We start from the raw sequence: 16371 nt of genomic DNA on the forward strand, positions 1-16371 counted from the left end.
CCCGATGCAGTACGGCGTGTTCATCCCCAACGCGACGAACGGCTACATCCTCTCGACCGGCAGCCCGCAGTACCGGCCGAGCTTCGCCCACAACGCCGCGATCACGCAGGAGGCCGAACGCCAGGGCCTCGACTTCGTGCTCTCGATGATGAAGCACCGCGGGACCGGCGGGCCTAGCGACTTCTGGGGAGAGTGCCTGGAGTCGTTCACGCTGTTCGGCGGGCTGGCCGCGGTGACCGAGCGGATCGGGCTCTACCCCTCGGTGACGACCCTTGCCACGCACCCGATCATGGCCGCGCGGATGGTCGCCACCATCGACGAGATCTCCGGCGGGCGCTGCGGGGTCAACATCGTCACCGGCTGGAACAAGCCCGAGTACACGCAGATGGGCCTCTGGCCCGGCGACGAGTACTTCAACCGCCGCTACGAGTACGCCACCGAGTACGTGCAGGTGCTGCGCGCGCTGTGGAGCGAGGGGCCGACGACGTTCCACGGCGAGTTCTTCGACTTCGACGAGGCCGACATGCGCCCGAAGCCGCTGCACGCCCCGACCGTGGTGTGCGCCGGTCAGTCGCCCGCGGGCCAGGCGTTCACCGCGAGGTACGGCGACCGGAACTTCATCATGGCCGAGCGCTCGAAGGTCGGGTCGATCGCGAGCGGCGTCAAGGACCTCGGGACCGGCGAGGGCCGCGACGTCGGCACGTTCGCGCTCTACTGCATCATCGCCGAGGAGACCGACGAGGCCGCCGACGCGCTGTGCGACCACATCGTCGCCACCGCCGATCTCGAGGCGATCAGTCACATGACCACGGGCGCCTCGCTCGACTCCAACCCCGACGGCACGTCCGCCCAGCTGCTCGCCTCGCTCGAGCGCCCGGCCGCCGAGGGCAACATGGCCTTCCTGTCGCTGCCGGTGGTCAAGGGCTCCTACGAGCGGGTCGCCGCGCAGCTCGACGAGATCGCCGTGACGACCGGCATCGACGGCGCCCTGCTCACGTGGCCGGACTTCGTCGACGGCGTCACGAAGTTCGGCGAGCGGGTCAAGCCGCTGCTGAAGGAGGCGGCGCAGTCGGACGTGGCGGCCACCCCCTGAGGCCGTGGTGGTCGGATCGCGATCCTGGGAAGGTGAGCGCGTGGGACGGTTGGACGAGGTGGACCTGTCCGCGCGGCTGTCCAAGGACGAGGGAGCCGCGCAGCTGGCGGCGGCCCAGCAGCGGATGGTGCACCTGCGCCTCCTGCTGGGGGGACTGATCGGGCCGGGGGAGATCGGCCCGCCGCTGCTCGTGCTGTTCGAGGGCTGGGACGCCTCCGGCAAGGGCGGCGCGATCAAGCGGTTGGTCGGCCCCCTCGACCCGCGCCACGTGCGGGTGGTCCAGTTCGCCGCCCCGACCTACGACGAGAAGCGCCACCACTTCCTGTGGCGATTCTGGCCGAGCCTGCCCGGCTGGGGCGGGATGGCCGTGCTGGACCGGAGCTGGTACGGCCGCGTCCTCGTCGAGCGGGTGGAGGAGTTCGCCTCCGTGTCGGCGTGGGAGCGGGCCTACGGCGAGATCGTCGACCTCGAGACCACCCTCGCCGCCGAGGGCACCATCGTGGTCAAGTTCTTCCTCCACCTCTCCGAGGACGAGCAGCTGCGCCGGTTCGACGCGCGGGCGCAGGACCCGTACCGGACCTGGAAGCTCACCGCGGAGGACTGGCGCAACCGTGACCGCCGACCCGCGTACGAGGCCGCGGTGGAGGAGATGCTGCGCCGCACCGAGTCGCCCGCCGCCGCCTGGAACCTGGTCGCGGCCGAGGACAAGCGCTGGGCCCGGGTCGCCGTCGTGCGCACCGTGGTCTCCGAGATCGAGGCCGCGCTGAGAGCCCGCGGCATCGATCCCGACCCGCCCCTGTAGGTGGCGGAGCGCACCTAGGATGCGGATCATGACGGCCGTTCGGATCGCCAATTGTGCCGGCTGGCTCTGGGACCGCTTCTCGGGGCTGCGCGACGCGCTCGCCGGGCCGGTCGACGTCGTCACCGGCGACTACCTCGCCGAGCCGACGCTGCGCCAGCTCGCCCTCGAGAAGCAGAAGAATCCCGACGCCGGGTACGCGCGCAGCTTCCTCGCCCAGTTCACCGACGCGGTGGACCTCATCGTCCAGCGTCGCGCGCGCCTCGTCGTCGACGCGGGCGGGCTGAACCCGGCGGGCCTCGCCGCCGGGTGCCGGCGCGTGGTGGCCGACGCGGGGCACGACCTCGTCGTCGCGCACGTCGAGGGCGACGACGTCCTGACCGGGGTGCGTGAGGGCGCGTTCGGCGGGCTGGAGCACCTCGACGACGGGCGCCCCCTCGGCGACTGGGGTCATGAGCCCGGCACCGCCAACGCCTACCTCGGCGGCTGGGGGATCACCGCCGCGCTGGCCGCCGGCGCCGACGTCGTCATCACCGGCCGGGTCACCGACGCGTCGCTCACCAGCGGAGTCGCCGCGTGGTGGCACGGCTGGTCGGTCGAGGACACCTCGCAGGAGGCCTGGGACCGACTCGCCGGCGCGGTCGCGGCCGCGCACGTGATCGAGTGCGGCCCACAGGCCACCGGCGGCAACTTCTCCGGCTTCACGACGGTGCCCCGCGTCGACGACCTGGGCTACCCGATCGCCGAGATCGCCGACGACGGGACCGCGGTGATCACCAAGCACGACGTCGCGGGCGGCATGGTCACCACCGACACCGTCACCGCCCAGCTGCTCTACGAGATCCAGGGCCCGACCTACCTCAACCCCGACGTCACGGTGGACCTCTCCGAGGTCGTCGTGACCCAGGAGGGGCCGGACCGCGTCGCGCTCACCGGGGTGCGCGGCTCCCCGCCGAGCCCGACCACCAAGCTCGCGATCACCGCGCCCGGCGGGTTCGAGTCCAGCGTCTCGTTCTACGCGACCGGGCTCGACCTCGAGGCGAAGGCCGACCTGCTCCGAACCCACGTCGGGCGCATCACCGCGGGGCTCGAGCTGAGCCTGCTGCGCGTCGACCGCATCGGCGCCCCCGTCGAGGACCCGCCCGACCAGTGGGCCGCCGCGCAGCAGATCCTTGTCACCGCGCAGGCCGGGGACCGCTCGCAGGTCGGCGCCGAGCGCTTCATCGCCCCGCTGACCGGGCTGTTCCTGCCCGGCTATCCGGGCCTCTACGTGAACCCGCTCAAGGTCGCGAACCCCGTCGTCGAGTACTGGCCGACGCTCGTCCCGACCGACGCGCTGGCGCACTCCGTGGTGCTGGCCGACGGAGCGCGGGTGCCGGTCAAGGACACCCCGGTGCGTGCCCCGTTCGGCGGGCAGCCGCCGACGGTCCCCGCCCCCGACGGCCCGGATCCCGGGGAGACGACACGGGCCCCGCTCGGGCTGGTCGCGCACGGCCGGTGCGGCGACAAGGGCGGGAACTCCAACGTCGGGTTCTGGCCGATCGGGTCTTCCGACGAGGCCTGGGAGTGGCTCCGGGCGACGGTCGGCGTGGAGCGGATCCGGGCGCTGTACCCGGAGGCCGCGGACGCCGTCGTCGAGCGGCACGAGTTCCCGGGGCTGCGCGCGGTGCACCTGGTGATCCACGGGGTGCTGGGCAAGGGGGCCTCGTCGAACGGGCGCCCCGACATCGCGGGCAAGGCCGTGGCGGAGTTCCTGCGCGCGCGGCACGTGGACGTGCCCGTGAGGTTGCTGCGTGAGGTGGGACGTGGCTGAGCTGACGAGGCGGCTCGAGGCCGCCTGGGCGGACCCGGTCGCCGGCGAGGAGCCCTTCGACCTCGACGGTGCGCTCGAGTCCGTGCTCGGCGGGGTGGGGCTCGGCGCCGACGACGCCGGAGGACGGATCACGACGACGGGTGCGGATCCCGTCGTGCCCTCGCCGATGCGGATCGGCGGCGCGGCCACGATCGGTCTGCTGGCGAAGTCGGTCGCGGCGGCGGCCGTCCACCGGTGGCGCGGCGGGCCCGGCCAGGACGTGCACGTCGACCTGCGCCGCTCGCCCCATCGACTCTGCCCGTTCTACGACCGCCGGTGGGAGCGGCTCGGCCGCTACCCGGTCGCGTCCTCGCTCGAGCGTGGCAACGCGATGGGATTCTCGTTCTTCCGGTGCTCCGACGGGCGCTGGGTGATGCCGCAGAACATGTACGCCGGACTGCGTGAGCGCGCGCAGGAGCTGCTCGGGGTTCCGCTGACCAAGGACCGGGTGGCGGCCGCGATCGGGGAGTGGACCGCCCCCGAGCTGGAGTCCGCGGCGGCCGACGCAGGCGTCGTCATGCCGATGCTGCGCACCGTCCCGGAGTTCCTCGCCGAGCCGCAGTACCGCGACGTGCTCGCCGACCTGCCGTTGATCGAGCTCACGCGGGTCGGCGACGCGCCCCCGACACCGCTGCCTGCGGCCGGCGACCAGCCGTTCTCGGGCCTGCGTGCCCTCGGCATGGGGCACGTCATCGCGGGCGCCGGGTTCGGCCGGTCGTTCGCGCTGCACGGGGCGGACGTGCTGAACCTGTGGCGCCCGGGGGAGGGCGAGCACGAGACGACCTACTGCTCGTCGAACGTCGGGATGCGCTCGTCGTGGCTGGACCCGCGCGCGGACCGGGCGGTGCTCTCCGAGCTCGTGGGCGACGCCGACGTCTTCTTCCACAACCGGCGCCAGCAGTTCCTGCACGAGATCGGGTTCGGGCCCGAGGAGGCGTGCGCGGAGCAGCCGGGGCTGATCTACGTGACGGTGTCGCTGCACGGCCTCGAGGGCCCCTGGGCGGGACGACCCGGCTTCGACCAGTCGGCGGGCTCGGTGACCGGGATGATGCTGCTCGAGGGCACGGAGGACCGGCCGCGGTTGCCGCCGATCATGGTGGTCAACGACTACATCGTCCCGTGGCTCGCGCAGGCCGGGGTGGCGGCGGCGCTGCGCAGGCGCGCCGAGGAGGGCGGGTCCTGGCACGTCCACGTGTCGCTGACCCGCGTCGCGCTGTGGATCCTGTCGCTGGGGCACTTCGACAAGGGGTGGGCGCACGCCGTCGCCGGGACGCCGGGAGAGCACGAGTACCTCGACCCGGAGACGTTCACCGCCATGACGCCGCTGGGCGAGTACCAGGGCGTGACCGACCAGGTGGCGATGTCGGCGACACCGGGTCGCTACGACCCGGTGCTGGACGCGAGGGGCTCCGCCCCATGTGAATGGATTTCGTCGCCATAGCGACCACATCTGTGCACGTGGGAGCCTCCGGCTCCCTCAAACCGTCGAAGGGACATGACCTGGTCCACGCCCTTCCCGATCCCCGTCGCTCCTCGTGACCACGAGGAGTGGGTCAGACTGCTGATACGCCAGCATGGCGTCGTCTCACGGCGCCAGTTGCTGCGTCACGGCTTCACCCCGGCCGCCATCAGGGCGAACATCCGTGCGCGGCGCTGGGCTCGCGTCCACGACGGGGTCTACGCCGTGTTCACCGGCCTCCTGGGTGAGGATGTGCGGCGCGCCGCCGCCGTGCTCGCCAAGTGGCCCGCCGCCCTCAGCCACGACACCGCCGGCGAGATCTGGAGCTTCCGCAAGCCGGATCCGGAGCGGGCGATCCACGTGACGGTGTCCTACGCCGACTCCGGCGCATCGCGGGCCGGCCTGGTCGTGCACCGGTCGCGCGCGTTCGCCCACACCGTCGTCCAAGGTTTGGACCACCCCGTCATCGCCGCGTCGCACACTGCGGTCGATCTCGCCGTCGCCGAGCCGACCGCCCGTGACGCCATGGCGACGATGCTGCACTGCCTCACGGTGACGAGCCTCCGCCCCGAGTCGGTCCGGGCATCGATCGACCTGCGTCGGCCGCGGCGCTATCGGGACGCCCTGCTCGGGGCACTCGGCTACGCGACCGACGGAGTCCGGTCGAAGCTCGAGGCGATCTATGCGCTTGAAGTCGAGGAGGCCCACGGCCTGCCGCGGGGTGAGCGCCAGCTCCCGGTCGAGGTCGACGGGACGATGCGGTACGAGGACGTCGCCTACCGCGTCGGCGACGACGTCGTCATCGTCCGGCTCGACGGGCACCGGTATCACGCGGATCGCGCCACGAGCCTGGCCGATCGTCGCCGTGACCTGGCCGCCGAACTCGCCGGGCGGAGCCGCATGGTGATCGGGTTCGAGGAGACGGTGGCCGATCCGTGCGCGCGTGCGCGTGAGGTCGGTGCCGTCCTGCGTCGCCGCGGCTGGAACGGAGCGCTGCGCGCATGTGAACGCTGTTGGTCGCCATAGCGACAAAATTCGTTCACATGGCGCGGAGCGCCTCCACGAACTCCGGATTGTTGAGTGCCCCGGCTCGCGCGGCGCGCACCGTCGCGATCGCGTCGTCGGGGTCGGTGCCCTCGCGGATCAGCGACGCGGCCGCCAGCAGCCCGGACCGGTTGATCCCCGCCGCGCAGTGCACCAGCACCCGCTTCCCGGCCGCGCGCATCGAGCGCACCAGGTCGGCCAGCGCCACGAGCGTGTCCAGGTCAGGGGCCGGGCCGTCCTCGATCAGCCAGTGGACGTAGAACTCGACGTCCTCCAGCGGTGGCTCCTCGCCACTCAGGTCGAACACCGCGTCCCAGTGCTCGCCCGGCTCGGGGTGCCCGGACTGCCAGAGTCCCGGCACGATCTCGTCGGCCGGCCAGGGTGGCGGTTCGTCGTCCAGGTCGTCGCGCAGGTGGGCGGGGACGTAGTCGTCGAGCGGGTCGGAGCTCACGACGGGTCAGTACATCATCCGCGGGTCGTCGTAATGCTTGAACTCGAGCAGGTTGTTCGACGGGTCGCGCAGCACGAACGTGCTGTGCCGCTCGACGTCGTCGGCGAACCGGACCGCAGGCTCGGCGAACACGCAGAGGTCGCGCCGGCGCACGAGCGCGAGCAGCCGCTCCCAGTCGTCGCGCTCGCGGAACGTCACGCCGAAGTGGCGGGGGTAGAGGCCGGGGTCGTGGTCGTAGTCCTCGGAGAGGTGGCACACGACCTGGTCGCCGAAGAAGTCCAGCGTGATCCGGTCGTCGTAGCGGCGGGCGAGCTTGCACCCGAGGCCGTCCACGTAGAACCGCTCGGCGGCGTCGAGGTCGCGCGCCGGGATGGCGAGGTGGAACGCGTCTCCGGTGGTCCGCACGGCGGTCACACCCCGCCGAAGGTGTCGGCGCGCAGCCCGAGCCGCAGCGTCTCGAGGCCGACGACGTCGGTGAGGGCGACGTTGCCGAGGTTCACGCCCGCGCCGTAGCGACGCAGCAGGGTGACCTGCAGGTCCCGGGTCGGGGCCTCGAACAGCAGGCGGTCCCGGTCGATCCCGGACGCGTCGAGCGCACCGAGGACGTCCTCGCGCGCCTGCCCCTCCGGGGTGCAGAACCCGCTGCGCCCGCTCTCGCGCGCCTCGAGGGTCACCGTGACCGCCCCGGCCTCGAGGTCGAGGCGCACGGCGTCGACCCACTCGCCCGGGGTCAAGGCCATCGAGCGTCCCCCGTCCTTGAACCCGACCTCGCTGATGACGGAGAACTCCCGGGCGACCTCGGCGACCCAGCCGGCCTTCTCGCCGTTCGACATGACGACGGTGCCGTGCGAGATCTCGACGGTCGTGCAGCCCGAGGCGCGACAGAGGTCCCGCCAGGTGTCGACGGCGCCCGCCGCCGCGTACCGCTCGAAGAGGGTGCCGCCGAAGTACGCCTCGATCCCCGCCGCCCGGCACACGTCGATCTTGGTCTTGATGTCGCGGGTGACCAGGCACGTCCCCCACCCGAACTTCACCGCGTCGATCAGGTCGGCGTGGCTCTCGACGACGTCCTCGAACCACCGGGTCGGCGTCCCGGTGTCGATCACCATGGTCCGTCCGCGGGCGCGGGGTTTCTCGCCGCGCGCCGGCAGGTCGAGCGGCGTGCACAGGGACGAGTCGGTGAGCATGGGTCCTCCTCGGGGATCACGGCGATCAGGGGTCGACGGGGGTCGCGGACGGCCGGGCCGGGGGCAGGCGTGGGGTCACGGGGCCGGCGCCACCAGCTCCCGCACGTCCGCGCGGCGGACCTTGCCGGTGGACCCGCGGGGCAGGTCGTCGAGCACCACCACCTGCACCGGGCACTTCCAGCGCGCGAGCTGGGCCCGGCACCGCGCGTCGAGCTCGGCGGCGAGGTCGTCCCCGCTCGCCGACCCGACGGTCCGGACGCAGGCCACCGGGACCGCGCCGAGCACGTCGTGCGGGAGCCCGACGACGACCGCCTCGGCCACCCGCGAATCCGCGAGGAGCACCTCCTCGACCTCGCGCGGGTGCAGCAGCTCGCCGCCGCGGTTGATGACGTCGTCGTCACGGCCCGCGAGGTGCAGGAACCCGGCGTCGTCGAGGTGGCCGACGTCGCCGCTGTCGAGCCACCCGGCGTCGTCGAAACGCTCCGCGGCGCGGCCGCCCTCGTAGCCCGCGACCACGCCCGCCCCGCGGATCCAGACGCGCCCGCGCACCCCGACGGCGGCTGCGGCACCGTCGGGACCCCGGACCGCGACCTCGGCGCCCGCGGGGCGCCCCACCGACCCCGGCGGGCAGGGTTCGTGCAGCGGGACCGCGGTGATCTGGCTGGCCGCCTCGGTCATGCCGTAGCTCTCCAGCACCGGGACGCCGGTGCGGGCCGCGACGGCCTCGCGCACCGCGACCGGCAGCGGCGCCGAGGCCGACCGGACGAGGCGCAACCGCGGGGGCAGCCGGGGCGGGTCCTCCTGGCGGGCGAGCACCGTGAGGATGGCGGGGACGACGTTGATCCAGGTGACGTCGTGCGCGCGGGCGCACGCCCAGAAGTCGCTGCGGTGGAACCGGCGGTCCAGCACGAGCGAGGACCCGGCGTGCAGGGTCGCGAGCAGCCCCACGACCTGGGCGTTCACGTGGAAGAGCGGCAACGGGGTGAGGCCGCGGTCGTCCGGGGTCAGCTCGAGGTGCCCAACGACGGCCCGGGCCACGTGGACCAGACGTTCCTCGTCGAGCAGGACCCCCTTGGGCTCGCCCGTCGACCCGGACGTCGAGAGCAGCGTCGCGCCGGCTCCCGCGAGGGGTGCGACGGGGCCGCCGGGCACGAGCGTCCCGCACGGGGCGGGGACCACGCCGGGCAGGCCGCGCCGGTCGGGACGGGCCCGCGGCAGTTCGGGCACGCGGGCGGCGGCCTCGTCGTCGGCGACGAGGACCCCCGCCCCGCAACGGCGCAGGCCACGGCGCAGCTCGGGGCCCGGTGCGCCCGGGTCGAGCGGGACGCTGCACCGTCCCGCCCCCATCACGGCCAGGTGCACGGCCGCGAGCACCAGCGGGTCGTCGACGACGACGGCCACCCGACCGCCGGGCGGGAGCCCCGCCCGGTCGAGCGCGGCCGTCCACGCGTCGAGCGCCTCCCGCAGGTCGGCCCGCGTCAGGCGGCCGACTCCCCGGGCCGCCAGGAACACCGTTGTCGTCGGCGCTCCGCGGGCCAGGAGGGTCGCGACGAGGCCCGGTGCACGGTCGGCGTTCGGGTTCATCGGCCCGACGCTGGCCCCGTCGGCTGTGTGCGAGCTGTGCACGGGCTGGTGAACCGCTGAACCGGGACGGGCGGCCGTTGCGGGCCGTCGAACGGTCTCCCGGTTCGGAGCGAGGAGGTCGTGACCAACACGGACCGACATCGGGTGCGTTTCCCGGAAACCAGCGCCGACGGCGGCACCGATCGCTGCGAATCGTGCGTCTCATACCAATCGACGCTTCCACGACGATTCCGCGCGAATCGCCTCCTGAAGCGTAACGAATAAATCACGACATTCGCGCGGACGACATCTGGTGTTGTCTCCTTGACAACGATTTCACGGAAGCCGATCAGGATTCGCCGGAACCGTCACGACTGACGGCCACATCGGACGAGGGGGAGCGCGGTGGTCGGTGCCGCGGAGCGCGATGAGCGTTCGGCCTCCTGGCTGCGCGCCCTGACGCTGCTCGAGATCCTCGGGGGCCCCTCCGGGGCGGGCGGCATGGGCGTCGTCGAGCTCGCCCGGCGCCTCGGGCGTGACAAGTCCCAGGTCTCGCGCATGCTCCGTGCCCTCGCGGCCGAGGGCTACGTCGAGCGGGAGCCGCGCTCGGCCCGCTACCGGCTCGGGGTCCGGCTGTTCGCCCTGGCCGCGCACGCCGTCGACGAACGGCTGCGCGGCGAGGCGGACACGCTGGTGGAGCGCGAGTCCGTGCACCTCGGCGAGCGCGTCGAGGTCGGCCTCCGCAGTGGGGGCCTGGTCGTGACCCTCGCCAGTGCGGCGCCCGACGTCGAGCTGCGGGCCCAGGGCTGGGTGGGGCGCACCCAGCCGCTCGCGTCGTCGGCGGCCGGGCGCGCGCTCCTGTTCGATCACGCCGACGACGCGGTCGCCCGGCTGGTCGTCCTCGGCGGCCTCGAGGGAGCCGGGCCGGCTGCCCCGCGCTCGCTGGACGACCTCCTGATCCGGCTGCGTCAGGACCGGGGCCGCGGCTGGGTGCTCGCCCGGGAAGAGGCGGGCAGCGATCTCCTCGCGCTCGGGGGACCGGTCCGCGACGCCACCCGGCGCATCGTGGCCGCCGTGTCGGTCAGCGGTCCCGACACCCGCCTGCGTCCCGCCCTCACCGCCGTCTCGGCGGGCGTCCTGCGCGCCGCCCGCGACCTGTCCATCGCCCTCGGATACGGCGCCGCACCGCCGCGGCGTCCCGGAGCGCGGCCTCTCGTGACCGCCGGCCGCGCCGAGGTCCCGGAGCCTCGCGGTCCCGACCCCGACGACCCCCACCCCGAGCAGCCGGGAGACGGAACCCCATGAGTGAGACCCCCACCGAGCGGCCCGCGGCCGACATCGTGTTCGACCACGTGACCAAGCGGTACCCGGGCCAGGACACGCCCGCGCTCGACGACCTCTCGATGACCGTGCCCGCGGGGGAGACCTGCTGCCTCGTCGGGCCGTCCGGCGGCGGCAAGACGACCGCCATGAAGCTGGTCAACCGTCTGATCGACTTCGAGTCCGGCGACATCACGATCGGCGGGCAGAGCATCCGCTCGGTCGACGTCACCACCCTGCGCCGCGACATCGGCTACGTCATCCAGCAGGTCGGGCTCTTCCCGCACATGACCATCGCCGGGAACATCGGGGTGATCCCCGGCCTGCTCGGCTGGTCGCGCGACCGCATCCGCGCGCGCACCGAGGAACTGCTGGATCTCGTCCGGCTCGACCGCAGCTTCGCCACCCGCTATCCCGCCCAGCTCTCCGGCGGTCAGCAGCAGCGTGTCGGACTCGCCCGGGCGCTGGCCGTCGACCCACCGGTGATGCTCATGGACGAGCCCTTCGGCGCCCTCGACCCGATCACCCGCAACGAGATCCAGGACGAGTTCCTCAACCTCCACAGCGAGATCTCCAAGACGGTCATCTTCGTCACCCACGACATCGACGAGGCCATCAAGATGGGGGACCGGATCGCCGTGCTGCGCCAGGGCGGCGTCCTCGCCCAGTACGGCACGGCCGACGAGCTGCTCGCCCACCCGGCCGACGAGTACGTCGCCGACTTCGTGGGCGCCGACCGCGGCCTCAAGCGGCTCTCGCTGCGGCGCATGCGGGAGGTCGTGGACGCCGGGACGAACGGGACCTCCCCGGTGTCCGACGGGGCGCCCTCCGTCGACGCCGACGCCACCCTGCGCATCGGGCTCTCGACGCTGTTCGCGTCCGGGGCTCCGGCCGTGCAGGTCACCGACGGCGGCCGGTTGCTCGGCACCGTGACCCTCGACCAGCTGCAGGACGCCGTCGCGGGGAGCCCGTCGTGATCGGGGCACCCACGCAGGTCATCCCGATCTTCAGCGGGCCGCAGTGCCCGCCGGACGCGACCTTCTGCTGGGACTGGTTCACCACGAACTGGCCGACCATCCTCGGGCCCAGCCTCGTCCAGCACATCTACATCACGCTGATCGCGGTGGTGATCGGGCTGGTCATCTCGCTGGCGGCGGCGCTCTTCGCGTTCTCGCGGAACTGGTTCGCGAGCGGCTTCCTCGGTTTCTCGACCTTCCTCTACACGATCCCCTCGCTGGCCTTCTTCCTCACGTTCGTGCCGATCACCGGGCTCTCGCTCACGACCATCGAGATCGGGCTCACGAGCTATACGTTGCTCCTGCTCTTCCGCAACACGCTCACCGGCCTGCGCACGGTTCCGGGCAGCGCGGTCGAGGCGGCCGAGGGGATGGGTCTCACCCCGAACCAGATTCTGTTCCGGATTCGGCTCCCGCTCGCGCTGCCCTCGATCATGGCGGGCGTCCGGGTCTCCGTCGTCACGGTGATCTCGCTGGCGACGGTCGCCGCCTCGGTGGCCCCCCTGGGTCTCGGTAAGCCGATCTTCGACGCGATCCACACGGTCTTCTCGACGGAGCTGATCTCGGCCGGGGTCCTGACGATCCTGGTCGCCCTCGTCGCCGATGTGCTCGTCGTCGGGCTGCAACGCCTCGTCACGCCGTGGACGCGCGCCAGGAGGACATCGTGAGCTCGTACTTCTCGTTCTTCGGCGACAACGCAGGCCTGCTCCTCGAGCTGACGCTCGGGCACATCGGGCTCTCGGTGCTCGCGCTGGTCATCGCGATCGTCCTCGCGATCCCGCTCGGGGCCTGGATCGGGCACCTGCACCGGTTCTCGTTCCTCGTCGTGAGCGTCGGGAACGTGCTGCGCTCGCTCCCGACGCTCGCGATCATCGCCATCGGGATCGCGCTCTACGGATTCGGCGTCGTCAACATCACCGTCGCGCTGGTGATCCTCGGGTTCCCGCTCGTTCTCACCAACACCTTCACCGCGGTGGAGGAGGTGGACCCGGGCACCGTCGAGGCCGCACGCGGCATGGGCATGACCGGCTGGCAGATCCTCACGCGCGTCGAGCTGCCGTCGGCGATCCCGCTGATCTTCAGCGGCATCCGCACCTCGTGGGTGTACATCGTCGCCACCGCCTACCTCGCGACGTTCGCCGGGAGCCAGGGAACGCTCGGCGACATCATCAGCAACATCGAGGGCTACAACCTCTCCGGTGTGCTCGCGGCGGCGACGATCTCGATCATCCTCGCGTTCCTGGGCGACGCGCTCCTCGGCCTCGCCGAGCGCGCCCTCACCCCGACCGGGCTGCAGCTGCTCGCGCAGCGCCGGCCCACGACGGCCGCCGCGCCCGCCGCACCCGCCGGGGCGGCCGCGTGACGCCACCCCGATCGTCGGCCGTCCTCACGGCCGGCTCCACCCGATACCGCCCGATCGCGGCGGCACCGCCAGATGAAGGAGTGTCCATGTCCACCACGACCACCGGCGGTCGCCGGATGCGGAGGCTGTCGCTCGTCGGCGTCGCCGCGGCGGCCGCGCTGTTCCTCGCTGCCTGCAGCGGCGGGGGCTCGTCGAGCGCCCCGGCCTCGTCGAGTGCCGCCCCGGCCGCCGCCGACCAGGTCCCGGCCGACGCGGTGTCGGTCACCGCGCAGACCGGGCAGGTCCAGCTGCCCGCGGGCAAGCCCGGCGCGGGCAAGCCGGCGATCATCATCGGCGACAAGAACTTCCCCGAGGAGTACGTGCTCGGGCAGCTCTACGCCCAGGCCCTGCAGGCCAAGGGCTACACCGTGGAGCTCAAGCCGAACATCGGCGGCTCGGAGCTGATCGACACCGCGTTCGCGTCCAACCAGATCACGATGTATCCCGAGTACCTGGGCGAGATCGTCACCAGCGTCGCCAAGGCGCCCGCGCCCACGACGGCGTCCGGCACCTACAACGCCGCCAAACAGTTCGAGGAGTCCCAGCGCCAGGGCACCGTGCTGCTCCAGACGCCGTTCCAGGACACCGACACGATCGTCGTGCCCGCCGCCTACGCCCAGCAGCACCAGCTGGCGTCGGTCGCCGACCTCGGCAAGGTCGGCCCCGGCGGACAGGGCGTGACGGTCGCCGGGCAGATCGAGTTCAAGACCCGCCAGACCGGGCTCGTCGGCATGCAGCAGCAGTACGGCCTGACGAACCTGGGCTTCCTGTCGACGCCGGCCGGCGCGCAGTACCAGGCGCTCGACCAGGGCGCGGCGCAGGCGGGCGACGCCTTCAGCACCGACTACCAGCTGCTGACGAACAAGTACACCGCGCTGAGCGATCCGAAGGGCATCTTCGGGTTCCAGTACGTGGCGCCGGTGGTCAAGCAGGCGACGGTGCAGGCGCAGGGACCGGAGTTCTCGCAGACCCTCAACTGGGTCAGCTCGCTGCTCTCGACCAAGGCCATCCAGGCGATGAACCAGCAGATCCAGGGCAACGGCGCCGACCCGGCTGCTGTCGCCGCGCAGTTCCTCCAGGCGAACGGGGTGAGCAAGTAGCTATCCGGTTCTGCGCGATGGGCCCCTTCGGTCGATAGAGACGACCGAAGGGGCCCTTCGCTCGTCGTCGGCGGCTCTTCGCGTGGCTGCCCCGGTGATCAGGAGCACGTGGGGCATGTCGGGGGCGTGCTGGGAGTGCGTGGTGTGCCCCTGGTCGATGGGCTGGGCGGCCCCGGTCAGCCTGCGGTGATCGAGAAGCGCCGACCCGAGCCCAAGATCGCGCTCTGTGCGGCGGAACGCGTCAGATCTGATGCGTTGCGCCGCACGGATCTGGATCATCGCGCGGGACGGCGCTCGGCAGAGGTTCAGGTGCGGCCGCCGGCGCGGTGCGAGCCGCTCGCGGCGCGCGGTCCCGACTCCCGAGTCTCGCGACGATGCGTGGCACCGGCCGGGAAGTGGTTCGCCCCGGCGACGAGGTCGGCGACGGTTCGCCGGGCGAGGCGACCGGTGAACGGGGGCTGGGCGCGGTCGCGGCTCGCGGGAGTGGGTCCCGACGCCGGGTCGCGCGGCCCGGGCACCGTCCAGGCAGCGCCGTTCCGAGCCGGGTGCGGCGCGGGGGCGACGTGTCCCGGCCCGGTGGGCGAGGATCGAGTCGTGCTCGCCGGAGTCCCGGGCGGCGCGGACGGCCGGGTTCCCGATGTCGCGGGCACGGCCGGTGTCGGCGGAACGGCAGTCGGTGTCGGCGGGAGTCCCTGGGCGGGAGATGCCTGGCGGGACGCGGCCGGAGGCGCACCGGGCGTCGAGGACGTCGACGGTGCGGGGCGGGGAGCGTACGACGATGCCGCCGCCGGAACCGGAGCGGCCGCCCGCGGGCCCGCCGCCGAATGACGCGCGGGGGAAGGGGCACCCGCTGCCCCGGGACCCGTGGCCGCCCGCGACGGCGGGGCGGGCCGGGGACGGATCGGGGTGGGCCCCGTCGTCGTGGACGACCGGGCGAGCAGGCGCAGCGGGGCGGTGACCGGGTCGGGGGTCCGGGCCGCGCCCGGGTCGAGGGAGCCCGGACCGGTTGCGGTGAGCCGGGCGGGCCCCCGCGGCGTCGGGGTGGTCACCGGATCGTCGTCCGGCGCCGCGGCCGCGGGAGCCGATCCGGCACCGTCGCGCGCGCCCGTCCCGTGCTGCGCCGCCCACAGCCGTGCGTAGATCCCGGGCGCGGCCAGCAGTTCGTGGTGCCGTCCCCGGGCGACGATGCGCCCGCCGTCGAGCACCACGACGAGGTCCGCCTCGCGCGCGGGCGTGAGGTCATGGCTGACGACGATGGTGGTCCGCCCACCGGCCAGCCGGCGCAGCGGCTCCAGCACGGCGCGCGCGGTGGGCCCGTCGAGCCCTGTCGTCGGCTCGTCGAGCACCAGTACCGGCGACGTGCGCAGGAGCGCCCGCGCGATCGCGACCCGCTGGCGCTGCCCGCCGGAGAGCGCCGAGCCACCCTCGCCGACCGGGGTGTCGAAGCCCTGCGGCAGGTCGCGCACGAAGTCGAGGGCCCCCGCCTCGCGCGCCGCCCGCTCGACCTCGGCGCGGGTGGCCTCCGGCCGGGCGTAGGCGATGTTCTCGGCGACGGTCAGGTCGAACAGCATCGGCTCCTGGGGGAGCAGCGTGACCGCTTCCCGGACGGCGCTGATCGTCCGGCCCCGGACGTCGGTCCCGTCGAGCAGTACCGCGCCGTCCTGGGCGTCGACGAAGCGCAGCAGCATCCGGGTCAGCGTGGACTTCCCGGCCCCGCTGGGCCCGGTGACCAGCACGAACTGGCCGGGCTGCACCACGAGGGACACCCCGTCGAGGCCGGCGTCCTCGGTGCCGGGGTAGACGTAGCGGACGTCGCGCAGCTCCAGGTGGCCGCGGGTCACCACCGCGTCGTCGGCCCCCGGGGCATCGCCCACGTCCGGCTCGGCGTCGAGGATCTCGACGAGCCGCTCGCAGGACGCGGAGGCCGACGTGACCATGAGGTGTAGCGAGCCGAGCTGGGACAGCGGCGGGTAGAGGTAGCCGAGGTAGGCGGCGAACCCGAACAGGCCCCCGACCGTGAGCTCGCCCGTCGCGATGAAGGCCGCACCGGCGATGAGCACCGCGAGCAGCGCACCGCTCTGGATG

15 protein-coding genes are annotated in these 16371 nt (G+C 73.1%); 10 read left to right on the plus strand and 5 right to left on the minus strand.

Annotated elements, in window-relative coordinates; genetic code table 11:
* Positions 1 to 4: 4 nt before the first annotated feature.
* The 5 genes from VGI02_RS00465 to VGI02_RS00485 are packed head-to-tail and all read left to right on the plus strand — an operon-like array spanning position 5 to position 6229.
* Complete coding sequence (locus VGI02_RS00465) at positions 5 to 1093, plus strand: LLM class flavin-dependent oxidoreductase (protein WP_331625254.1); 1089 nt, start codon at positions 5 to 7, stop codon at positions 1091 to 1093.
* A 40-nt stretch (positions 1094 to 1133) separates the two neighbouring features.
* Complete coding sequence (locus tag VGI02_RS00470) at positions 1134 to 1895, plus strand: polyphosphate kinase 2 family protein (RefSeq protein WP_331625255.1); 762 nt, start codon at positions 1134 to 1136, stop codon at positions 1893 to 1895.
* A gap of 28 nt (positions 1896 to 1923) precedes the next feature.
* Positions 1924 to 3705: an acyclic terpene utilization AtuA family protein gene (locus VGI02_RS00475; protein WP_331625256.1), complete on the plus strand. Its 1782-nt coding sequence runs from the start codon at positions 1924 to 1926 to the stop codon at positions 3703 to 3705.
* Complete coding sequence (locus VGI02_RS00480; protein WP_331625257.1) at positions 3698 to 5185, plus strand: CoA transferase; 1488 nt, start codon at positions 3698 to 3700, stop codon at positions 5183 to 5185. Before VGI02_RS00475 ends, VGI02_RS00480 begins: the two co-directional genes overlap by 8 nt.
* A 54-nt stretch (positions 5186 to 5239) precedes the next feature.
* On the plus strand, positions 5240 to 6229 hold the full coding sequence (locus VGI02_RS00485; RefSeq protein ID WP_331625258.1) for a type IV toxin-antitoxin system AbiEi family antitoxin domain-containing protein: 990 nt from the start codon (positions 5240 to 5242) through the stop codon (positions 6227 to 6229).
* 13 nt (positions 6230 to 6242) lie between these two features.
* Here VGI02_RS00485 and VGI02_RS00490 read toward each other — a convergent pair whose 3' ends face one another.
* The 4 genes from VGI02_RS00490 to VGI02_RS00505 all read right to left on the minus strand — a co-directional run bounded on the left by VGI02_RS00490 (position 6243) and on the right by VGI02_RS00505 (position 9469).
* Positions 6243 to 6698 (minus strand): protein-tyrosine phosphatase family protein, encoded by a 456-nt coding sequence (locus tag VGI02_RS00490; RefSeq protein WP_331625259.1) that lies wholly within the window; start codon positions 6696 to 6698, stop codon positions 6243 to 6245.
* Between the two features lie 6 nt (positions 6699 to 6704).
* A complete protein-coding gene (locus tag VGI02_RS00495) occupies positions 6705 to 7103 on the minus strand; it encodes a VOC family protein (protein ID WP_331625260.1) in 399 nt (132 codons plus the stop codon).
* Positions 7104 to 7108: 5 nt separating this feature from the next.
* Positions 7109 to 7885 (minus strand): phosphosulfolactate synthase, encoded by a 777-nt coding sequence (locus tag VGI02_RS00500; protein WP_331625261.1) that lies wholly within the window; start codon positions 7883 to 7885, stop codon positions 7109 to 7111.
* Between the two features lie 75 nt (positions 7886 to 7960).
* Entirely contained in the window at positions 7961 to 9469 is a 1509-nt protein-coding gene (locus tag VGI02_RS00505) for a class I adenylate-forming enzyme family protein (protein WP_331625262.1), read from the minus strand.
* Positions 9470 to 9853: 384 nt separating this feature from the next.
* Here VGI02_RS00505 and VGI02_RS00510 point away from each other — a divergent pair, with 384 nt between their 5' ends.
* The 5 genes from VGI02_RS00510 to VGI02_RS00530 all read left to right on the plus strand — a co-directional run bounded on the left by VGI02_RS00510 (position 9854) and on the right by VGI02_RS00530 (position 14286).
* On the plus strand, positions 9854 to 10753 hold the full coding sequence (locus VGI02_RS00510) for an IclR family transcriptional regulator (protein ID WP_331625263.1): 900 nt from the start codon (positions 9854 to 9856) through the stop codon (positions 10751 to 10753).
* Positions 10750 to 11745, plus strand: a complete 996-nt coding sequence (locus VGI02_RS00515; RefSeq protein ID WP_331625264.1) for an ABC transporter ATP-binding protein — start codon at positions 10750 to 10752, stop codon at positions 11743 to 11745. Before VGI02_RS00510 ends, VGI02_RS00515 begins: the two co-directional genes overlap by 4 nt.
* Entirely contained in the window at positions 11742 to 12452 is a 711-nt protein-coding gene (locus tag VGI02_RS00520; RefSeq protein WP_331625265.1) for an ABC transporter permease, read from the plus strand. The genes VGI02_RS00515 and VGI02_RS00520 overlap by 4 nt, the downstream gene beginning before the upstream one ends.
* Positions 12449 to 13147 carry an ABC transporter permease gene (locus tag VGI02_RS00525; protein WP_331625266.1) on the plus strand — a complete coding sequence of 233 codons (699 nt, stop codon included), beginning with the start codon at positions 12449 to 12451 and terminating at the stop codon, positions 13145 to 13147. The genes VGI02_RS00520 and VGI02_RS00525 overlap by 4 nt, the downstream gene beginning before the upstream one ends.
* Before the next feature lie 86 nt (positions 13148 to 13233).
* Entirely contained in the window at positions 13234 to 14286 is a 1053-nt protein-coding gene (locus VGI02_RS00530) for an ABC transporter substrate-binding protein (RefSeq protein ID WP_331625267.1), read from the plus strand.
* A 305-nt stretch (positions 14287 to 14591) separates the two neighbouring features.
* Here the strand turns inward: VGI02_RS00530 and VGI02_RS00535 are convergent.
* A partial coding sequence (locus VGI02_RS00535) for an ABC transporter ATP-binding protein (protein WP_331625268.1) occupies positions 14592 to 16371 on the minus strand: 1780 nt, incomplete at its 5' end.

The sequence above is a fragment of the Actinomycetospora sp. genome (genome assembly GCF_036497245.1).
Taxonomy (GTDB): Bacteria; Actinomycetota; Actinomycetes; order Mycobacteriales; family Pseudonocardiaceae; genus Actinomycetospora.

Bases quoted from the DNA above. Each gene is read 5' to 3' on its own strand.
- VGI02_RS00465 (WP_331625254.1), top strand. From the start codon at position 5: ATGCAGTACGGCGTGTTCATCCCCAACGCGACGAACGGCTACATCCTC.
- VGI02_RS00475 (WP_331625256.1), top strand. From the start codon at position 1,924: ATGACGGCCGTTCGGATCGCCAATTGTGCCGGCTGGCTCTGGGACCGC.
- VGI02_RS00485 (WP_331625258.1), top strand. From the start codon at position 5,240: ATGACCTGGTCCACGCCCTTCCCGATCCCCGTCGCTCCTCGTGACCAC.
- VGI02_RS00500 (WP_331625261.1), bottom strand. From the start codon at position 7,885: ATGCTCACCGACTCGTCCCTGTGCACGCCGCTCGACCTGCCGGCGCGC.
- VGI02_RS00505 (WP_331625262.1), bottom strand. From the start codon at position 9,469: ATGAACCCGAACGCCGACCGTGCACCGGGCCTCGTCGCGACCCTCCTG.
- VGI02_RS00515 (WP_331625264.1), top strand. From the start codon at position 10,750: ATGAGTGAGACCCCCACCGAGCGGCCCGCGGCCGACATCGTGTTCGAC.
- VGI02_RS00530 (WP_331625267.1), top strand. From the start codon at position 13,234: ATGTCCACCACGACCACCGGCGGTCGCCGGATGCGGAGGCTGTCGCTC.